The sequence below is a fragment of the Mesorhizobium monacense genome, assembly GCF_056781675.1.
This window is the reverse complement of record NZ_CM165567.1, coordinates 6,294,289-6,315,227: the sequence shown is the minus strand read 5'-3', so window position 1 is coordinate 6,315,227 and position 20,939 is coordinate 6,294,289. Positions and strand designations below refer to the sequence as shown.

Sequence of the window (20,939 nt, the reverse complement as noted above, 5' to 3'; positions counted from 1 at the left end):
GTTCATTTGACTGTCCTCTGTGATGTCTGGTCTGCGAGCCGCGAGGGATCATTCGGCTGCGCAGCGAAGCTCTGGATGTGGTTGAACAGATCGGGAGCGACGTCGCGGTACGTGAAAGGCGCAACCGCTTCACTTGGCCTGGCCAAGTCGGCATAGGCTTGCGCGTCGAGCATTGGACCGGCGTCGCGAGTTGCTTTCACCCACTGCGAAAAGGCTGTGGGGGACACCGCATCGACGGAAAACCGCATGTCCGCAAAGCCGTCGCCACTGAAATTGGCCGACAGCCCCCGGTACGTTCCAGCGTGGTCGGCCTGTAGGTGAAGGCGCGTCACCATCCCCGCCATGGTGTAGATCTGGCCACCGAGCTGCGGCACGAAGAAGCTGTTCATCACGCCCGAGGAGGTGAGCTCGAAGCTGACCGGCGCGCCAACCGGGATGGTCAATTGATTGACGCTTGCGAGGCCCTGGTCGGGATAGATGAACAGCCATTTCCAGTCGAGTGAGACCACCTGAACCCTGACTGGCCTCACGTCAGAGGCAATCGGCTTTCGCGGATCGAGGTCGTATGAGCCGATCCAGGCGACGCCACCGACCAAGATCACCGTCATGATGGGGATAGACCAGACGAGCAACTCGAGACGGCCCGAATACTCGAAATCGGGCGTGTAGTGAGCGCGCCAGTTCGACGAACGAAACCAGAAGGCGACTCCGAGCGTGGCGAGGATCGTCGGGATCACGATCGCCAGCATGATGCCGAGCGAGTTGAACAGGATCTGCCGCTCGGCAGAGGCAATAGGTCCTTGTGGATTGAGCACGCCTTCCGAACAGCCCCCGAGTGTCACGGCGCCGATCAAGCCAGCAGCGAGCAACCAGAGCCTCATATCAAACCTCATCTGTGCCGGTGGTGATGGAAGTGCCTGCAGTTCCGGCATCAGTCCGGGAACTGGACGCCGGCGTAGAGTGCAGTGCTTGATTGGCGTGATCGGCCAGGAGTGCCGCAAACAACACGAACAAGTAGAAGATGGAGAACACGAACAGGCGGCGAGGAGTGCGGCGGTCGGCCGCGTCGCTTCTGCGCAACTGGATTGCGAGCACGACAAGAATTGCTCCGCATGCCATGGCCGCCACACCATAGATCGGGCCTGCGAACCCAAGCGCCCACGGCAGCACGGAAGCCGCAACCAAGAGCGCGCAGTAGATCAGTATCTGCCGCGTCGTCGCGGCCCGCCCTGCGACGACCGGCAGCATCGGTACGCCAGCACGCGCATATTCATCAGAGCGATTGAGGGCCAGGGCCCAGAAATGCGGCGGCGTCCAGAGGAAGATGATGAGGAACAGGACCAGCGGCTCGAGCCCGATTTGGCCCGTCGCTGCAGCCCATCCGATGACCGGCGGAAGTGCCCCAGCGGCGCCGCCGATGACGATGTTCTGGGAAGTGAGCCGCTTCAGCCATGCTGTGTACACAACGATGTAGAAGAGGATTGCACCGGCGAGCAGCGCCGCCGCCATGACATTGGCCACCCAGCCAAGCAGCCCGACGGAGCCGCCGGCGAGCACAACCCCGACTACGAGCGCCACGCGCCGCGAGATCTTGCCGCGGGGAATCGGCCGCATTGCCGTGCGCGCCATGACGGCGTCGATATCGGCGTCGTACCACATGTTGAGCATGCCGGCCGCACCAGCGCCCGTAGCGATCGCGATAACCCCTGCAAAGGCGCGGAGCGGATCCAGGTCGCCCGGCGCGATGATCATCCCAACCACCGCAGTGAAGACAGCGAGCACCATCACGCGCGGCTTCATGAGCCTGAGGAAATCGGGCAAGCGCCAGCGCTCGATCAGAGAGGAGGCGCGATGTGACGATGCTATGGGACCGACCTTCGAAGACAAGGTTAGGCGGGAGCGGAGAGCGGCTGTGATCGCCATTTCCGATAGTCCTCTGCGCGAAAGATCTGTCGTTTTGGCATCGCAATCTTCTTGATGCCGTCGTCTTGCTAAGTTGCCTTTTCGGGGCGCGCCGCGCTTGTATGGTGCTGCTGGAGCTAGGGTGATCGTGCTCAAAGAATTCGCAAGGGGACGCGTTATTCGGCGCTCGAAGTAGAGCGTCTCGCCGACATTGACGGCGGGCGTTATATTCAGGCGTCGAGGGACTATATTATCGCGGATATTGTCCGCTGGTTCCCGATGTTGTGGGCAGCAGGAAGTGCCCGAGCAGCATGCGCGGTACGATGAGCCCGACGGTCATCGCCAGAATGATCAGGAAGGCCGTTGCTCCATTCACGACGCAGCTCGTGAGCAGAGTTGCCGAGGCCTGCGACCCACTCGAGACCAGCTGGACCAAGTCTTCCGCTGCATGAAACAGGTAGAAGCCTGGCATCATTGAGACAACCGCCGAAAAGCCAAGGGCCGCAAAGGGCAGGCGTAGACGGTTCGCGACCGGTGTGACCATAAGTCCGGCGAGGAAAGACGCAACCAGCGCTGCGGTTGCGACATGAAATCCTGCGAGCGAGATCATCGCCCAGCGCGCGCCATGCGCGAGCATGCCGACGACCATCGGGAATGGCAGCAGGCGCCATGGCATGGAAAAGAACGTGGCGAATGCGGCGACCGCGCAACCCGCGGAGATTACATCGGCAGCGAGGGGCACTGGCAGGGATGATCCGGAGCCCTGAAGAGTTGCGCCGCCGGCGGCCAGACCGGCAAACAGGCCAGTGCAGATTGTGAGGACGACGACTCCCGCGTAGACCAAGCGGGCGCTGCCCAGCGCGATGCGCGTCCGTGCCAAGTCGATCGCGCCATTGAGGAGGTGTGGGCCGGGAACCAGTATCATGCACGGGCAGAGCGCGACGAGGGATTGCGCGTCGGACAGCTGCAAGCGGTCAGCGGCGGCCGCCACGATGCCGGCAATAGCAGCTGCGCAAAGCGGTTGGATGAAGGGATTGCGTGAAAGCGCTGCCAGTTTGCGGCGGGCGAGCGCACCTGCTCCCGCGCTCGCCGCAATCAGCAGCAGGCTCACAACGTCCAGCGCGCCGAAGATGACACCCATCGACGCAGCGCCGATGGCCGCGAAGAGAACGAAGCGCAACGTCGAAACCGAAGGCAAAGTTCTCACCGCCGAGAGGGCGGCACGCACCGCCTCGAGAGGCAAGCGGCGATCGCAGACCTGGTCCACTAGCGTCATGACGGCAAGCACCTTGCCGAGGTCGACGCCGAGAGGCGTGGCCGGGGCAATCTGCGACAGCGGCGCGCCGGCGATCTCGACGGCAATCTCGCCCCACTCCGGCAACACCCTGACCTCCACATACAGGGCGTGCCCGAGCCGTTCAGCGGCAACAACCGTCTGTTCGGACGTCTGCCCGTGCTCGAACAGAAGCGCCGCCGCCAGCGCAATTGTGTCAAGTGCAACTTCGCGGGTTGTAGACGCGCCATCCGGTGGCAGTGGTGCGATAGGGCTTGTCACGTCGGTTTGCCGCGATGTACTGGATTTGGTGCCCAGAGGCAGTCCGCCTGTGCGGCGGACGTCCGACAGGTCACTGCCGGTCAGAGGAAGTTTTCCTTCACCATTTCCCAAACATCCCCTCCCCGACCGTGCAAAACGGCGCGAGCCGAATAGAGCGCCATGCCAACAGTTGGTGCCGCAGCCATGAATGGTGGGATCACGAGCTGCAAGGGACTGACGTGCACGTGCAGCAGTGCGGGCCCCGGTTGCGCAAGCCAGTCTTTGACGCTCGCTTCAAGTTCGTCCGCCTTGGAAACCGTCTGGCCCCAGAAGCCCAGAGCTCGCGCGACTTCGCCAAAGTTCGGGTTTTTCAGCCGTGTGAACGTATCCAGCATTCCCTCGGCCTTCTGCTCGATCTCCACGAAGCCGAGCTTGCCGTTATCATAGACCGCAATCTTGATCGGCAATTGTTCCTGGATCACGGTCATCAGGTCACCGAAAAGCATTGAGAGCCCGCCATCGCCGGCCAGACAGATTACCTGGCGGCCTGGCTGGGACTTTTGTAATCCAAGGGCCGACGGCAAGCCGCCCGCCATGGTTCCATGTAGCAGACTGGCAAACGTGCGGCGCTGACCATTGGTTTCGATGTAGCGTACAAGCCAGGCGGCGGGCGTGCCATCGTCGGCAGAAAATACTGCGTCCTTCGCCGCATGGCGGTTGATCGCCTCGGTAAGATAGGTTCCGGGGATACAGCCGCCGTGACCCGCGACAGCCTTCGTCTTTTCCGATTGCCTGGCTTTGGCGTAGCGCCGCACGTACTGGTCGCGGAAGGAGGGGTCAGAGCGCTCGACCAACTTCGGCAGCAACGCTTCCAGGGTTGCTCTCACGTCGCCAACAACACCCTTTGTGATCGGATGCCGTCGCCCGAGATGTGTCGGGTCGATATCTATTTGAACAATCTTCGCCTTGTCGGGATAGAACTGCCGCCAGGCAAAATCCGCCCCCAGGAGCAGCAGCGTGTCGCAGTCGAGCAAGGCGTGATAGCCGGCCTCGTTGCCGAGCATTCCGGTCATGCCGATGTTGAAGGGATTGTCGAACTCGAGGAAGTCTTTCCCGCGCGAAGTATGAGCGATCGGGGCTTTCAGCTTCTCGGCAACGGCCAAAATTTCCTGGCGCGCTCCCTGGCAGCCGGAACCGCCATAGATGGCAAGGTTCCCGCTTTTGTTGAGTATCCCCGCGATTTCGTCGAGATCACCATCGCTCGGACGAACAACGGGGTCGGAAACATGAACTGCGTACGGGATATCATCGGCCACCGTTGACGCAGAAACGTCCGCCGGCACGATGAGAACGGCAACGCCCCGCTTCGACAAGGCGGTCTGACAGGCAATGACGGTTTTGCGCCGCGCCTGCTCCGCCGTATAGATCATGTCGCAGAAGACGCTGCAGCTTTGGTAGATCTGCTTGAAATCGACTTCCTGGATGAAATCGAAGCCCAGCTCGTCGCGAATGATCTGGCTTGCAATGAGAATGACGGGCGCACGGTTTCGGTTGGCTTCAAAAATCCCGTTGATGAAATGCAGGCTGCCGGGGCCGCAACTTCCGGCGACAGCCGTCAAGTGACCCGTCAGCTGTGCTTCGGCCTGCGCCGCGAAGGCACCGGCCTCCTCGTGCCTCACCGACACCCACTCGATCTTGCTTCGCTCGAGTGAACGCGCGATCAAATTGAGCGTGTCGCCCACGACGCCGTAACAATGTTCAACGCCGGCGCTCTGCAGCGTTTCAACAATGATGTCTGCTACCTGTTTGCTCATGCCGCCTAACACCTGTGAGATCGTTTCAAGGTCTCAACATGTGGCGTCCCTCCCGCCCGATCTTGGTTCGGGCTGCGAGGACTTGTCTCGGATTGCTACGATAGTTCGGCGAAGACGCCTAACTCCGCGCACGGCTATGAGACGCGATTATTTGCGCGCGCATGCAGGTCAGCGGCGCCAAAGGGTCTCGCGCTCGCGCCGCCAGTTGGCCGGGCTTTGGCCAAACGCATGCCGGAAAAGCTTGGACAAATGTGCTTGGTCGGAGAAGCCTACGGTCAGAGCGATTTCGCTCAGCGAAGCTGGGCTGGTCAGCATCAGGTGACAGGCTTCCTCGAGCCGTCGCCTGACAATGTAGGCGTGCGGCGGCTCTCCGAACGCCTGTTTGAATGAGCGGGAAAAGTGCGCCGTGCTCCGCCGCGCAACGGCGCTGAGATCACTCGCGTGAATGGTTCGGTGCAGGTTCCGCTCGATAAAGGATCGGACACGCGCTATCTGCCAACCCGCCAATCCACCCGTGCCGGAACTTTTTGCACCTGAACGGCGCTCGATCTCCGACTGGAGCATGGATGCCGCAGCGGACAGCGATGTCTTTGCCGCCTCATGGTTGTGCTCGATCTCGCTTTTGGCTGCTTCAAGAAGCAGCACGAGACTGTTTGCCAGGCAACCAAACTCGAGATCGATCGGAGACGAAACGTCTGCAGTCGCGTTGTACAGCCTGTCCATATCGAACCCTCGACAAACATTCCGCACCAGCCGGGACGAATTTCGTGTGCTGGCTCTCAAAGAGAGACAAACACGGTCTCGCCGCGCGACTTGCAGTGTGATGGTTTGGAATGCCGCGATCTATTGCACGCGGGTGGCGCGGAGTAGCGTCATGGTTTCGGTGCGCTGAACTTTGGCTTACACGGGAATAAAAGGGCGCTCGAATGCCGGTAGGGCCACCATTGCCGGTTCGGCTTCAGCTCAGCAGTGTTGCGACGCTTCGACCACCAGTTGCAGCTTTCCGCTACGACAGGCTTCCTCAAGCCGTCGCCTCACAAAATAAACATGCGCTGTTCTCCGAACGTTTGTTTGAACAAGCGTGGGAAGTGCGCCCTGCTTCGCCGTGCGACGGCACTGAGGCCACTCTGCGTGAATGTCCGGTATAGGTCCGGCGATGAAGGATGGAACACGCGCTATCTGCCAACCCGCCACCCATTCTGGAGCCTTTAGCGCCCGAACTGCGCTTGATCTCCGACTGGAGCATGGATGACGCGGCAGCCAGCGACGTCTTTGCCGCCTCCTAATCATGCTCAAGCTCGCTTTTGGCAGCCTCAAAGAGGCAGCGCGTAATGCCCGATCGGCTGAAAGGTCCGACGGCCCGTTCCCATCGACGACGCGCATACCGCTTCTCCAGGCCATCTCGCGGCGATCAGCCTGAACAAGCGCTGGAGCGCGTAGATGCTCGCCAGATCTTCGGCGAGGAATGCATTGTCCCAACTCGCTCCTCATTTTTTTCGTGACATCGCTGCGACAGCTTCCGCCTGTGGAGAAAACCGAGCTTCGCGAGACCGAGCTGGATCTCCGGACAGCTCATGAACAGCCGCCACAGGAGCCCGCTCCGGTAGTTCTCGATCATGAGCACGATCGGCCCCTGATCGATGGCGAGATAGGAGTCCGCGTACCAATCCATCGCCGGGCTGAACGCGTCCCTGAATCCGTACTCGCCCCAGAGCCGGTCCCCTCGCGAAGCGAAGTGGCGCAGCGCCTGCTTGCACTCCGCCGGGGCATAGGGGAAGGAGCCGAGCGCACCGGTGGGAGCAATCACGCCGTGGTCCCGATCGGGAGCGTGTGCCACGTAGCCATCGATGCTGTCACTCGCAGTTAGCCCCCAACACTCCGCGCTATAGCCTTCGAATTTCCCGGGGTTGCGGACGCAGTGCGCCCGGTTGATGCGCGTATAGGCGACGTTCTGCTGCCAATAGTCGGCGTAGCGGTCCCGGAGCAGCCTCGGGTCGAGGCCCAGGAAGGAATAGTGCGCGAAGAAAAGGGGGCCGCCATGATCGGGCCCGAGAGGGAGCAGTACGCCGTCAAAGCTTCGGCCATTGGCGAAGGCATGGCCCGCCGTCCAGCCGCGGTGATAGACGCTCGGCTCGATCGGATGCCATGGCGCCGACGCGGCTAGGACGAATGCGATCAGGCACTCGTTCCAGCCGTGGATCGCGTGGTCCATCGCCCACTCGTGCACCGGACTCCAATGCCAAAAGAGCGAGTCGGAGCCGCGGGTGAACCAGTCCCATTCGACGTCCCGCCACAGCGTGTCGATAAGGCTGCGCAAGACGCGCTCCTTGGCTTCCGTGCCTCGGAAATACTGCCGCACCGAAAGGAGCCCTACCATCAAATATGCCGTCTCGACGATGTCGCCGCCGTCGTCGCGGTCACTGAAGGGAATGGTGCGGCCGCTGTCGCCATCCATCCAGTGAGGAAAGGCACCGTGGTGGCGCTCCGCCTCGCCGAGAAAGCACACCATTGTAATGAGGCGATCGAGAGCCGCTTGCCGGCCGATCCATCCACGCTCCACGCCAGCAAGGATGGCCATGACGCCGAAGCCTGAACCGCCGGTCGCGACGACATGCGGTGTCGCGTTGCTCCGCTCTCGCGCAAGACCGCTCGTCGGATGGCCAAAATCCCAGAAATATCGGAGCGTCTGTCGCTGTACGATGTCGAGGATCTCTTCCAAAGACGCGTCAGAGCGAGGGGCACCGTGCTTGCGGCCGATGGAGATTCTGGGCGGCGCTTCGAGCGCGGCTGCGGCGAAGAGCGCGCCGCCAAGGCCATGCGACTTCGCTGCGTGGCCGGGAGACTGCCAGTCGCTCTCCACTCTGAGCGCGTGGGACGTCGTGCTCTCGAGACCGATCGGAGATGAAACGTCTGCAGCCTCGCTGTACAGCCTGTCCATATCGAATCCTCGACAAACATTCCGCACTAGCCGGGGCGAGTTTCGTGCGCTGGCTCTCAGGGAGAGACGAAACGTGGTCTCGGCCGCAGCGACTTGCATTGTGATGATTTGGCATGCCGCGATCTATTGCACGGGGGTGGCGCGGAGTAGCGTAATGGTTTCGCCGCGCTGAACTTTGGCTTACAAATGATGGACGGGAGATCGAATGTCGGCAGGATCGCAGTTGCTGGTGCGGCCTCGGCTCAGCCGTGTCGCGGCTCTTCGTCGGGTACAACTTGCAGTTTTTCGGCCATTCGGCTGAGCGCGAGAAGCGAATTGGCCTTCATCTTTCGCATCAGACGGCTGCGGTGCACCTTCACCGTTGCTTCGGCGATGCCAATATCGCCGGCAATCTGTTTGCTGAGGCGACCACGCGCGACGTGGATCATGATCTCGCGCTCCCTGGGGCTCAGCGACGCGAACCGCTCCCTGAGAACGACCAGAACCTCTTCATTCTCCCGCCGCGCACGATCGCGAGACAGGCCGAGTTCAATGGCATCGAGGAGCTCCTGGTCGCGGAACGGTTTGGTCAGGAACTCAATGGCACCGCCCTTCATCGCCTGCACCGACATGGCAATGTCGCCATGGCCTGTGATGAAGATGATTGGGATGTCCCGGTTCGCCATGGCGAGCTGACGTTGAAGATCAAGGCCGCTTCGGCCCGGCAATCTGACGTCGAGCACCAGGCAAGTGGGACCGGTCGGCGGATCTGCCTCGAGAAACTCCGGGATTGAGGCAAACAGCCGGGCCTCCAGGTCGAGCGATCGCAACAAACGACCGATCGAGGCTCGCAGGGCGGCATCATCGTCGATGACCAGGATGGTAGCGTTCGCGTCCGACATCAATGCTGCTCACGATCAAAGGGCGGGCAAATGAGCCTTTGTCTCGGTTTGCAAGTTCGCGTGGCTCCTCCGCCGCAAACTTAATCCCGACCGATGGTCGTGAACAGTCTCATTTTCCCTCCAGCGTGCGCGCGGGCGTAAACCAAAGTTTATGCGCTCTACGATCCGCCTGGTGGGCATCCTGCCGCATAAACAGCGGATATCGCGTCCAGGCATAAGCCAAAATTTACAAACGCTGGTATTGCTCCACCATCACCTTGGGCGCAGGCTGACCCATCGCAAGCGGGTGCGGCGGTGTTGTCGGAGCGCCCGCGTCGCAGTTTCGTGCGCACTTCCGGAGCACATATGCCGGTGGCGTCGTTAATCTCGGTCGTCGAGGACGATCATTTCTTTCGCGAATCCATGAGGAGGCTCATGAGATCGCTTGGCTACGACGTCGCGGCCTTCTCGTCGGCAAGCGATTTCCTTGCATCGCCTCGTCTCGCCGAAACCGTCTGCCTGATCGCTGACGTCAATATGCCAGCGATGACCGGACTCGAACTCTATGACCAGCTCATCGAGGCGGGTCATGCGATTCCAACGATCCTCGTTACGGCCTATCCCAACGACGTCGACCAGGCCCGCGCGTTGAACGATGGGGTTGTTTGTTACCTTCGTAAGCCGTTTGACGAGCGCCATCTGATACGGTGTCTTCGTGAAGCTGTCCAGTCCGGTCGGCCGAGCGACGAGAAGTCGTGAGTTCGTTGCCTGCGCCGGGCAAGGAGAACCGAAGTACGGCCCCGCGCGGTGCATTGCTGTCAGCCCACAGCCGGCCCCCATGCGCTTTGATAATCGATCGGGAGATCGACAGCCCCATCCCAACTCCGCTGGACTTCGTGGTGTAGAAAGCGTCGAAAACGTGATCGAAATGGTCCGGATCAATGCCCGGCCCTGAATCGCGCACGGACACGAGAACGTCACCGGTCTGGGTCTGCTCGGCGCCGATCGACAACTCCCGTGGTCCCGCTTCGACTGTGCTCATTGCCTCGACCGCGTTCAGGATCAGGTTCAGCACAACTTGTTGCAGTTGGACACGATCCCCCTCGACGGGAAACAGCGCCTCCGTCAGGCGAGTCTGGACCGAGACGCGATTCTTGGCGAATGCGCTTCGCGTCAATACAATCACCTCGTTGATCGCCTCGTTCAGATCGAAACGGGACTTTCGGGGAGGCGATTTCTTGATCTGGTCACGGATGCGGTCGACGATATCTCCGGCTCGATCAGCATCGCCCACAATAGAGTGAAGCGCGTCGCCGACTTCGTCCAGGTCTGGCGGTTGCTTGCCTAGAAAATTGAGGGCGGCAAGTGCATTGTTTCGCGACGCGGCAATCGGGTGCATGATTTCGTGGGCCAGCGAGGCGGTCAGTTCCCCCATTACGCTCAGGCGGCTCATGTGGGCGAGGTCTGACTCCAGCTCGCGGAGTGCCTCTTCCGCCCGTTTGCGCTCTGTCAAATCGAGCACAAAGGCCACAGATTGGTCTCCTCCCTCTTCGAAGGTCGCTGAGCCCAGCAGAATGGGGACGCGGCTGCCGTCTTTCCGGAAGTATTCCTTCTCGATCGGCAGCCGCACTCCAACCCGTTTGTGCTCTTCGATCCATTGGGCGTCGCGCTCGCGCCAGTCCTGGGGGGTCAGATCCTTCCAGTTGATGCGGCCCGCCGCAAGGTCCTCACGGTCGTAGCCGACGATTTGGAGAAACGCGTCATTGGTCTCGAGAATCCGACCATCGAAGTCCCCGACGAAGACGCCGATGATGTTGGAGTCGACGAGGCGTCGAATCTTCCCTTCGCGATCTTCGAGATCGCGATAAAGCCGCGAATTCTCGAGCGAGATTGCTGCTTGCGACGCAAGCACCTTCAACACAGTGACGCGGTCAGGAGTGAAGACGTGTCGGGTCAGATTGTTTTCAAGATAGAGAATGCCGGCGAGCTTGGCCTGGTTAATCAGTGGTAGACAGAGAATGGAACGGGAGGAACGCTGAACGATGTAGAGATCGCTAGAAAACGGATTCTGAGATGATACATCATCGAGAATTACGGTTTCCTGGGTGCGCATTACATAGCGAACGAGCGCCTCCGGCATCCCGGCTGTATCGCCGTTCAACAGACGCACGGTCACACCCTCTCTACCGGTAGTCGCCTCCGCCTCGACCCGTAACTGATCACCCCGAGGCAGGATCAGCAGGCCTCGTTCAGCGCCCGCGTGCTCAACTGCGAGCACCATGAGTGTCCTAATCAGATTTTCGAGGACAATCTCACCCGACACGGTCTGCGAAGCCTTGACCGCCGTCTCGACGTCCAGCTGCGCGACGGGCGCGCCAATGGTCGTGGCGCGTGAGATCGAGACACCTTCCTCCTGCAAGTGCGGGTAGCGTTCCTCGAGTTGCTTGACCTTGCCGAGCGCGCCCCATTGGAGATAGCAGTGCCGGGCGTCCCGCAGATAGACGTGCGCAAACCGCTCGAAACCTCGCGCTGCATAAAACCACGCGGCCACCTCCAGGGCCAGCGCTTCGTTCTGGACAAAACCGTTCTCCCGAGCCGACTGAATCGCCTGCTCGTACAAGCGCATTGCATCGGCATCTCGCCCATCCAGGCGTGCGATCTCGGCTGACACGAGCGCGTGCTTGTCGGCGAACGTCGGTGGATAGTTGTCGGCCCATTCGCGCAGTTGCTCCTGGTGCGCCGTCAGGAGGTCGCGCCACGCCTGCTGTTCGTTGGCCGAAGCCTTCTCGAAGAGCGCCGCCACGGTCAGCGCGGAGTAGTAGGAATAGTCGAGCAAATAGATCTGGGCGGCTGCCCCCCAAAGCACCGCTCGCGCCTTGTCGGCCGCTGCCAGCGCTTCGGCGTAGTCGCCTGATAAAAATCGTGCCTTCAGCTTGAGGATCCAGTACAGGCAAGTCATCTGGCTCATCCGGTCGGCTGTTAGTTGGGCTTCGAACGTTGCCTCGTCGAATTGCACATCGCTGAAGGTAGAGAACGCCGCGGTTCGACCCAGCATCGTCGCGACGAAGCGTTGTTGGCTCACGATGAGATCCGCGACATCGCGGAACTTCGTTGATCGCGCGAAATTCAACGCCATCTCCGACTCGCGCCAGACCACTTCGAGCGGGTCGTTCCGCAGGAGAAGGGCCGTGACGGAATGGTGCATATTGTAGCAGGCATACGTCAGATCGCCTGTTTCGGTGGCAGTGCGAGTACCCGCCCGACGGAGTTCGATCACGCTTGTGATCGGCTGCGTCCAGACGCTGACGAGTCCCATATCGTGGTAAACCTTTGCCTTGTACATGATGAAGCCGTGCTTCTCGATCAGGTCACAGGCGAGCCTTCCGAGGCGGTAGCCCTCTTGGTAACGATGAAAGGCCGGTCCAAGGATCCACCCAAAATAAGCAAAGCCGTGCGCCGAAGCGCCGCTCACGCCGTGCCGAACGCTGATATTCACCATCCGGCAGATGAGCATGCAAAACAAATGGAAGTCGGAAAAGTAGCTGACTTCGGCAAGGATCGAGAATACTTGCATCGCACCCTGCAGTTCTGGATCGGTCATCAAAGGCAGATCGATCAGACGATCGATCGTCCGCCCATTGAGACTCCGCCAGACAGTCTCGTATTCAGACTGGACCTCTTCCCAACTCGGGTGTGCCGGCAGGTCGATGCCGAATAAGGCCAGGCACGTGAGCGCATTGTCCACGGCTTCAGGGTATTCTCCCTTCACTGTATTCAACTGGACCCTGAGGTGATAGGCGGCGACATGGTCGACATTCGAGGCCGCGCGCGCCAGCAACTCCCCTATCAGTTGTTCGGCCCTTTCGAAGTTGCCGCTCAGAAGATGGCACTGCGCGCCTGCGAGCCACAGGCCGAACGTCAACTCGTACCGGCTACTCCAGCTCCTCTCGTCCAACAGCGCCATGCCCGCCTCGAGATATAGGCATGCTGACTCATAAGCCGCTGAGTCTTTTGCTTTTCGTCCGGCACGCAGATCGATCGCCGCCACTTGCGCTTTCTCGTTCCGGTCGATCAGCCGTGCGGCGCCTCGACTGAACTGGCTCGCGACATCGAACAAATGCTCGGTGAGTTGGTCCGTCGTCATACTCGCAAGCAGCGCGCGGCCCAGTCGCAAGTGGACGTCGGCACGGCGCTCTTCTGGGATCAATGAATAGGCCGCCTGCTGGATCCGATCGTGTAGGAACGTGTAAGCGGTCTCCCGCCGCAGGACGAGACCTGCGCAGACGGCCTCCCAGAGCGCTGCGTGCATCGCCTCCTCGGTTTCCTCGTAGACCAGGCTCAGCGTGGCGATCTCGGCGACGTCGCCGAGGCAGGCGAGGTGTTTCATCGCTTCCTGGGTGGGTACGGAGAGCCGCTTTATCTTTTCGACCAGGAGAGCCGCGACGTTTTCTGTGTAACTCCTGGCGCGGATGCGATTGATGTCCCACCGCCAGGCTGGCGCGACCGGGTCGAACACGAGGAGCTCATCCTGGTTCAGCGCCATCAGGAACTGGATCGCAAAGAATGGATTGCCTCTAGTCTTCTTGTGCACCAGTTGCGCCAGTGGTCTCGCGCGTTCCGGCTCGCAATGCACCGCGTCCGTGACGAGCCGGCCAATATCGTCGAGTTCCAGAGGCGTCAGCACGATCTCCTCGATCCTTGCTCCCGCCTCGCGTATCTCGCCGAGCGTCCGCATGAGCGGATGCGCTGGGCCGACCTCGTTGTCACGGTAGGCCCCGACCAGCAGCAGATGCCGCACCTCCGGATGAGTGACCAGGTGTTCGAAGAGGTCGAGCGTCGCCACATCCAGCCATTGCAAATCGTCGAGGAACAGCGCCAAGGGGTGCTCTTTGCGCGCAAACACGCTGAGGAAGCGCCGGAAAACCATCTGAAAGCGATTCTTGGCGTCCTGCGGAGGCAAGTCCGCGACAGGCGGCTGCGTTCCGATAATGAGTTCGATCTCGGGAATGAGGTTGACGATAAGCTGGCCGTTCGGGCCTAGCGCCTTGCTCAGGGAGCCCTTCCATCGCTCCAACTCGGCCCCGCTCTCTCCGAGAAGAGGCCGCACGAGGGTCCGGAAGGCTTGCGCCAGGGTGGCATACGGAATGTCGCGCTTGAACTGGTCGAACTTGCCCGACGCAAACAGGCCACGCGGCGGAACGAGCGCCTTCTGGAGTTCGTTCACCACCGAAGACTTGCCGATGCCAGCGTACCCGGACACGAGCACAAGCTCTGTTGCCCCATTCGCCACGACCCGGTCGAAGGCGCCAAGCAGCGTCCCGATCTCATTCTCCCGGCCGTAGAGCGTCTCCGGCGTCATCAGTCGGTCCGACACATCGTTAACGCCGAGCGGGAACGGCTCTATGCGACGATGCGACTGCCATTCGGCAAGGCATTTGCGCAGATCGACCGAGAGTCCGGCGGCGGTCTGGTAGCGATCCTCGGCCGTCTTAGCGAGAAGCTTCATCACCATCGCCGAGACCTGCCCGGGGATGCCCGATACCCGCTCGTCGGGCGGCGGCGGTTGGCGGGCAATGTGGCAGTGTACCCATCCCATCGAATCGGAGGCGGTGAAGGGAAGTTCGCCCGTCAGCGTCTCGTAGAGGGTGACCCCAAGGGCATAGAGATCGCTGCGGAAATCGATCGATCGGTTCATCCGGCCCGTCTGTTCGGGGGCCATGTAGGCAAGTGTCCCCGCGATCACCTCCGGCGGCGCGGGGTCCTGGCGCTCGCGTGGGAGACGCGAGGCGATGCCAAAGCCCATGAGCCAGACCTGGCCGGTGACGGAATTCACCAGCATATTCGCCGGCTTGATGTCCTTATGGATGAGGCCACGCCGGTGAAGCTGACCAAGCGCCGTAGCCGCGCCGATGGCCAGGCGTAGAAACGCCGTAATGTCCCAAGGCCGCCCCAGGAGCCGCAACAGGGGCTCGCCGCCGGGGTCCTCGCTCAAGAGCGTAAGCCGCCCTTGGTGAAGCTCGAGCCTCAAGGGGCGGACTGCCCAGGCAGGGTCGAGTTCATCCCTCAGCGCATAGGCGTGCTGCAGCCGCGCGAGGGTTTCAGGCGAGGACTTCGCCGATGAAGGCATAGCTGCGAGAAGAGGCAGGGATTCGCCATCCTGCAGGTCACGGGACAGGACGAACTCCCCGTCCTCCCAATCGGTCTCAGACGCATGTCCACATGGAGTCGTCACGGCGCGGGCCTCTTTGACGCCGGCATGACGATGTCGTCGTTGGGCTCTCCGGTTGAGTGGGCCGAGCGGCGAGAAGTCGAAAGTTCGTTGCCTGCGCCGGGCAAAGAGAACCGAAGTATGGCCCCACTCGAAGCGTCCATTTCTGCCCACAGCCGGCCCCCGTGGGCATCGATAATCGACCGAGAGATCGACAGTCCCATCCCCACTCCGCTCGGCTTCGTGGTGTAGAAGGCCTCGAAAACGCGATCGAGATGGTTCGGGTCAATGCCCGGTCCTGTGTCGCGCACGATCACAAGAACACCACCGTTCTGGGTTTGCTCGGTGCGGATCGACAACTCCCGCGGCCCCGCCTCTACCGTGCTCATGGCTTCGACCGCGTTCAGGATCAGGTTCAGCATCACTTGTTGCAGTTGGACACGATCCCCCTCGACGGGAGCCAGCGCCTCCGTGAGGCGGGTCCGGACGAAGACACCATTCGTGGCGATCGCACTTCGTGCCAACTCAATCACTTCGTCCATCGCCTTGTTCAAGTCAAAACGAGACTTGCGAGGAGGCGCCTTCTTTATGTGATCACGGACACGGTCGATGATATTTCCGGCTCTGTCGGCATCATCGACGATACTGGCGACCGCTTCTCGGATTTCTCCCAGATCCGGTGGATTCCGGTCCAGAAAATGCATTGCGGCACGGGCGTTGTTGCGCGCTGCGGCAATCGGTTGCGTGATTTCGTGGGCCAGCGAGGCGGTCAGTTCCCCCATTAGGCTGAGCCGGTTCATATGCGCGAGATCCGACTCCAGTTGGCGCAGCCTCTCATGTTCCTCCTGCGCGCGCACGAGTGCCGTCACGTCGGTGCCGGTGCCGCGATAGCCACGGAATTCTCCGTCGGCGTCAAACACTGGCTTGCCACTGGCCTTCACATGGATGGGAGGGCCGTTCTGGCGAGCGCAGCAATATACGAAGTCACGGAACGGTTTGCGCGCATCGAGGGTTGCCTGGAAAACCCGCCATTTTTCCGGTTCCGTTTCGAGATCGAGAGCGCGATGCCAGCACGTCGCGCCGATTCGATCAGCCGCGTCTGAACCAAACGCATTCTTGGTCAGCAGCGTGAATCTGTAGTCCGGACCGATTTCCCAAAACCAGTCGGAGGCACTTTCGGCGTAGTCGCGGAACTTCGCCTCGCTCTCCCGCAATCCTTCCTCAGCGCGCTTGAGCTCTTCAATATCGAGAGTTGCCCCTACCCATAGCAGAAGCGTTCCATCGCTTGCCCGGAGCGGCTCGGTGCGAGTGTGGAACCAGCGGTAGTCGCCTTGGGCGGTACGGACTCGATAGTTATGTTCGTAGCCCTCGCCCGTGCGCAGACTATTTGACCAGAGTTTGCGCCCGTCTTCTTGATCGTCCGGATGCAGGAACGGGATATGGACGTCCCACGGTGCTCCGGTGTCGATGCCGAAACGCAGGGGATGATCCTTCGGAACACCAAGGAAATCCGCTTGTCGTGTATTCACGAAGATCAGGCTGCCCGACGGAGTTCCGTACCATGTAAATGCCGGAAGCACATTCAGAATGGCTTGTACCTGTGCCATGAATCCGGGCTGGCCCGTTGACCAGGTGAGGCCTGGTACCGTGTCCATCAGCTGACGGAGTTTGTATTCGCTTTCCCGCAATGCCTGTTGGGCACTTTTGCGTTCTGTCACATCGACGATAGTGCTGACAACCTCCACAAGGTCTCCGCTTTCTGAAAACTTGGGATGAGAGGTCACTTCGATATGTTTTATGATTCCTGCGGGCAGTACGATTCTGTACTCAAGTTCGTAGTCGCTCTTCTGCTGCACCGCTCGTTGGGCCTCCTCGCGCACCCGCTCCAGATCATCGGGATGGATCGCTTGCACCACAGCTTCGCGGCTCGGGACACCGTTGCTCGGATCAAGTCCAAAAATTCGATAAGTCTCGTCCGACCAATAGAGAATCGCTGTGTCGTTGAAGGCCGCGGAGCCGGTGTGGCTCAGGCTCTGTGCTTCGGCCAGATAGGCCTCGCTGCGGCGCAGCAAGTCTTCTGCTCTCTTGCCTTCATCGATGTCGACAGAAAGGCCATACCATTGGACAATGCGCCCCAGACGGTCGCGAAGAGGCTCGCCACGAGCATGGTGCCACCGAAACTCGCCGTCCGCCCGGCGCAGACGGAAGACGCCCTGGAAGGGAGTTCCTGCCTGAATTGCGCCTCGGAAGGCCCTTGCAGTTTCTGGAAAGTCGTCGGGGTGCAGGAAGGTCCCCCAACCACCATGCTTGAAGTCTTCAAATCGCATGCCGGTATAATCCAACATGCGCTGGTTGAGCTGTGTTGGTTCGCCGGCGGGATCCACTGACCAGAGCAGGCCGGGTACCGTTTCAAAGAGTTGACGGAGCGCGTGTTCGCTTTCCCGCAAGGCTTCCTCGGCCTGCTTGCGCTCCGTCAAATCGATGTTTGTGCCCACAAACTCGACAAGCCTTCCGTCCGCGGAAAGGACAGGTCGGCTGATCGATTTGAGATTTTTGACAGTCCCATCGGGGAGTACGATTCTGAGCTCGATCGCGAAGCTTCTTTTCTCGGTGAACGCGCGCTCGAATTCTACGCGCGTGCGGTCCCGGTCGTCGGGGTGAATCCGTTGGAACACATCCTCAAGACTCGGAATGCCCAATGCCGGATCAAACCCATAGATGCGGTAAGTCTCGTCCGACCAATAGAGAATCGTCTTCTCGTTATAGACCGTGGAACCGGTGTGGCTCAGGCTCTGTGCTTCGGCCAGATGGGCTTCGCTACGGCGTAGCCGGTCTTCCGCTCTCTTGCGCTCCGTCACATCAATCTGTGTCGTGACAATCTCGACCAGTTCCCCGCTCGACGAGAACGCAGGCTGGCCGATCACTTCGAGGTGTTTGATTTTTCCATCGGGCAGTACGATTCTGTACTCGTGCGAATAGCCTCTCTTCTCGCCCACCGCGCGCTGAACCTCTGAGTTAAGCCCGTCGCGGTCGTCGGGGTGGATCCGTTGGAATACGGCTTCGAGGCTCGGCACGCCTTGCGCGGGATCAAACTCCCAGATGCGGTATATCTCTTCCGACCCATAGAGAACCTTCGTCTCGTTGAAGGCGGCCACACCGCTGTGGCTCAGTCTCTGTGCTTCCGCCAGATAGGTTTCGCTGCGGCGTAGCCGGTCTTCGGCCTTTTTGGCGTCATCGACGTCGACAGACAAGCCATACCACTGGACAATGCGTCCCTGCTGATCGCGCAGAGGCTCACAGCGCGACTGGTGCCAACGGAACTCACCGTCCGCCCGGCGCAGACGGAGCACAGCCTGGTGTGAAATTCCGGCTCGAATATCGTGGAAGAACGCCTTCTCGGCTTCTGGAAGGTCGTCGGGGTGTACGAACGCGCCCCAACCACGATGCTTGAAGTCCTCATATTGGATGCCGAAATAGTCCAGCATGCGCTGGTTGTAGTGGGTCGGCTCGCCGTCGGGGGCCAACGACCAGAGGAGACTTGGCACTGTTTCGATAATTTGACGGAGCTTAAATTCGCTCTCCCGCAGCGCTTGCTCGGCACGCTTGCGTTCCGTCACGTCGAGCTGTGTGGAGACGACTTCGAGAAACTCCCCGCTTGCGGAGAACACAGGCTCCCGGATGGATTCGAGATGCCTGACCGTTCCATCGGGCAGTACAATTCTGAACTCGTTCGAGGAGCCTATTGGATCGACGAGCACGCGGTCGATGTCTGCACGCATCCTATCTCGGTCGTCGGGGTGAACCCGTTGGAAGACGGCTTCGCGGTCCGGAATGCCTTGTGCCGGGTCAAACCCCCAGATGCGGTAGGCTCCCTCGGACCAATAGAGCAGCGTTGACGCGTTGTAGGTCGACGCACCGCTGTGGCTCAGCCTCTGTGCTTCGGCCAGAAGGGCCTCGCTGCGGCGTAGCAGGTTCTCGGCTCTCTTGGCCTCATCGACGTCGACGGACAGGCCATACCACTGGATGACGCTTCCCTGTTGATCACGCATAGGTTCAGAACGGGTATGGTGCCAGCGATACGCGCCGTCCGACCGACGCAGACGGTGTACAATCTCATGGGAAGTTCCAGTCTGGATTGCCTGGCCGAAAGCGTTTGCCGTCTCTGGACGGTCGTCGGGGTGTATGAATGCCTCCCAGCCACGACCAACAAATTCTTCAAATGGCGCGCCGATATAGTCGAGGATGCGCTGGTTGACATAGGTCGGGTTGCCGTTGGGATCCGTCAGCCAGATGAGACCTGGCACTGTTTCAAGAATTTGACGAAGCTTGTATTCGCTGTCCCGCAGGGCTTCGTCGGCCCGCTGGCGCTCCGTCACATCGATCTGTGTGGCGACAATTTCGACAAGCTCCCCGCTTGGCGAGAACACAGGTTCCCTGGTTGATTCGATGTGTTTAACCGTTCCATCGGGCAGCACGATTCTGTACCCGTGCGAATAGCCCTTTTTGTCGCTCAACAAGCGCTCAGCCGTGGCGCGCGCCCGGTCTCGGTCGTCTGGGTGAATCCGTTGGAACATGGCTTCAGGGCTCGGAATACCCAGCGCCGGATCAAACCCCCAGATCCGGTAAGCTTCCTCCGAGAAATAGAGGATTGTCGATTCGTTGGCGGCCGACGCGCCGCTGTGGCTCAGCCTTTCCGCTTCGGCCAGGAGAGCTTCGCTGCGGCGCAGCCGGTCTTCGGCTCTCTTGGCTTCATCGATGTCGACTGACAGGCCGTACCACTGGACAATGCGTCCCTGCCGATCGCGCAGAGGCTCACCACGAGCGTGGTGCCAACGAAACTCCCCGCCCGCCCGGCGCAAACGGTGTACAGCCTGGTACGACGTTCCGGTCTGAATTGCGTGCTGGATAGCCCTTGCGGTTTCTGGAAAGTCGTCGGGGTGCAGGAAGGCCTCCCAACCGCCATGTTGGATGTCCTCAAGTCGCATGCCGGTATAGTCCACCAGGCGCTGATTGATTTGGGTCGGGTCGCCGGCGGGATCCGCTGACCAGAGCAAGCCTGGCACCGTCTCGAAGATTTGACGGAGCTTGTATTCGCTTTCTCGAAGAGCCTCCTCCGCCTTCTTTTGATCGTCAATGTCGATCAGGACGCCGTACCAGCGGTGCACACGGCCGTCGTCGGCCTTCAGCGGTGCTCCGCGTACATTGAACCAGCGGTATCGACCGTCCGCTCCGCGAAACCTGCAGACCACATCGTGAGGATTTTCAGTTTCGAGATTTTCGAGCCAGCTCCTCATCTTGAAGGCGACGTCATCCGGATGGACTCTTTCCGCCCATCCCCAGCCGGTGATTTCGCCAAGCGGCGCTCCAAAATAGTCGAGCACACGTTGGTTGACATACTCAATATTGCCGTCTGGCCCGGCTCTCCACACGAGCGTTGGAATCGTCTCCACCAACAGACGAAGCTCTTGCTCTGCGCTGAAGAGCCCCACCCCGGCTCCATCACCGTCCTTTGACACAGGTCGCTCCATGGCCGGCCTCCAGATTCGGACCTGCCTTTGTCGGAGCGCCATGTCGCAGAGGATCGCTGATGACCCGGCAAAGGTGGCACAATCATCTTAGCCCCTGCGGCAGAGACGGACCATGTCCTTTCGGCCATGTCCTTCGGGCCTTTTCAGATGATTGG

At 60.6% G+C, this 20,939-nt stretch carries 9 protein-coding genes and 1 pseudogene; 1 reads left to right on the top strand and 9 read right to left on the bottom strand.

Features of this window, described 5'->3' with window-relative positions; genetic code table 11:
- Nucleotides 1-2 precede the first annotated feature (2 nt).
- From cyoA to AC1RUK_RS30230, 7 genes are all read right to left on the bottom strand, one after another.
- Nucleotides 3-932, bottom strand: a complete 930-nt coding sequence (gene cyoA / locus AC1RUK_RS30260; RefSeq protein ID WP_481837692.1) for a ubiquinol oxidase subunit II — start codon at nucleotides 930-932, stop codon at nucleotides 3-5.
- A complete protein-coding gene (locus AC1RUK_RS30255) occupies nucleotides 883-1,923 on the bottom strand; it encodes a heme o synthase (protein ID WP_481837693.1) in 1,041 nt (346 codons plus the stop codon). Before AC1RUK_RS30255 ends, cyoA begins: the two co-directional genes overlap by 50 nt.
- Nucleotides 1,924-2,152: 229 nt before the next feature.
- Nucleotides 2,153-3,568, bottom strand: a complete 1,416-nt coding sequence (locus AC1RUK_RS30250; RefSeq protein ID WP_481837694.1) for a threonine/serine exporter family protein — start codon at nucleotides 3,566-3,568, stop codon at nucleotides 2,153-2,155.
- The gene (locus AC1RUK_RS30245) at nucleotides 3,538-5,250 is read right to left on the bottom strand and encodes a thiamine pyrophosphate-dependent enzyme (RefSeq protein ID WP_481837695.1); all 1,713 of its coding nucleotides are present in this window, start codon (nucleotides 5,248-5,250) and stop codon (nucleotides 3,538-3,540) included. The genes AC1RUK_RS30250 and AC1RUK_RS30245 overlap by 31 nt, the downstream gene beginning before the upstream one ends.
- A gap of 168 nt (nucleotides 5,251-5,418) precedes the next feature.
- Complete coding sequence (locus AC1RUK_RS30240; RefSeq protein ID WP_481837696.1) at nucleotides 5,419-5,973, bottom strand: helix-turn-helix domain-containing protein; 555 nt, start codon at nucleotides 5,971-5,973, stop codon at nucleotides 5,419-5,421.
- Nucleotides 5,974-6,661: 688 nt separating this feature from the next.
- Nucleotides 6,662-8,287: a glucoamylase family protein gene (locus AC1RUK_RS30235; protein ID WP_481840157.1), complete on the bottom strand. Its 1,626-nt coding sequence runs from the start codon at nucleotides 8,285-8,287 to the stop codon at nucleotides 6,662-6,664.
- 143 nt (nucleotides 8,288-8,430) lie between these two features.
- Nucleotides 8,431-9,069, bottom strand: a complete 639-nt coding sequence (locus AC1RUK_RS30230; RefSeq protein ID WP_481837698.1) for a response regulator transcription factor — start codon at nucleotides 9,067-9,069, stop codon at nucleotides 8,431-8,433.
- Nucleotides 9,070-9,414: 345 nt separating this feature from the next.
- Between AC1RUK_RS30230 and AC1RUK_RS30225 the strand changes: the two are divergent.
- Nucleotides 9,415-9,699, top strand: a pseudogene (locus tag AC1RUK_RS30225) (response regulator transcription factor); the annotation flags it as partial.
- Here the strand turns inward: AC1RUK_RS30225 and AC1RUK_RS30220 are convergent.
- Together AC1RUK_RS30220 and AC1RUK_RS30215 are read right to left on the bottom strand one after the other, a co-directional pair.
- Nucleotides 9,659-15,175, bottom strand: coding sequence for a trifunctional serine/threonine-protein kinase/ATP-binding protein/sensor histidine kinase (locus AC1RUK_RS30220; protein ID WP_481840322.1), 5,517 nt, complete (start codon nucleotides 15,173-15,175; stop codon nucleotides 9,659-9,661). The pseudogene AC1RUK_RS30225 and the gene AC1RUK_RS30220 overlap by 41 nt on opposite strands.
- 101 nt (nucleotides 15,176-15,276) lie before the next feature.
- A complete protein-coding gene (locus AC1RUK_RS30215) occupies nucleotides 15,277-20,784 on the bottom strand; it encodes a PAS domain-containing protein (protein ID WP_481837700.1) in 5,508 nt (1,835 codons plus the stop codon).
- Between the last annotated feature and the right edge of the window lie 155 nt (nucleotides 20,785-20,939).

Excerpts from the sequence above, each read along its gene's own strand:
- cyoA (WP_481837692.1), bottom strand. The coding sequence starts at position 932 with ATGCCGGAACTGCAGGCACTTCCATCACCACCGGCACAGATGAGGTTT.
- AC1RUK_RS30255 (WP_481837693.1), bottom strand. The coding sequence starts at position 1,923 with ATGGCGATCACAGCCGCTCTCCGCTCCCGCCTAACCTTGTCTTCGAAG.
- AC1RUK_RS30245 (WP_481837695.1), bottom strand. The coding sequence starts at position 5,250 with ATGAGCAAACAGGTAGCAGACATCATTGTTGAAACGCTGCAGAGCGCC.
- AC1RUK_RS30240 (WP_481837696.1), bottom strand. The coding sequence starts at position 5,973 with ATGGACAGGCTGTACAACGCGACTGCAGACGTTTCGTCTCCGATCGAT.
- AC1RUK_RS30235 (WP_481840157.1), bottom strand. The coding sequence starts at position 8,287 with ATGCAAGTCGCTGCGGCCGAGACCACGTTTCGTCTCTCCCTGAGAGCC.
- AC1RUK_RS30230 (WP_481837698.1), bottom strand. The coding sequence starts at position 9,069 with ATGTCGGACGCGAACGCTACCATCCTGGTCATCGACGATGATGCCGCC.
- AC1RUK_RS30220 (WP_481840322.1), bottom strand. The coding sequence starts at position 15,175 with ATGCCTTCATCGGCGAAGTCCTCGCCTGAAACCCTCGCGCGGCTGCAG.
- AC1RUK_RS30215 (WP_481837700.1), bottom strand. The coding sequence starts at position 20,784 with ATGGAGCGACCTGTGTCAAAGGACGGTGATGGAGCCGGGGTGGGGCTC.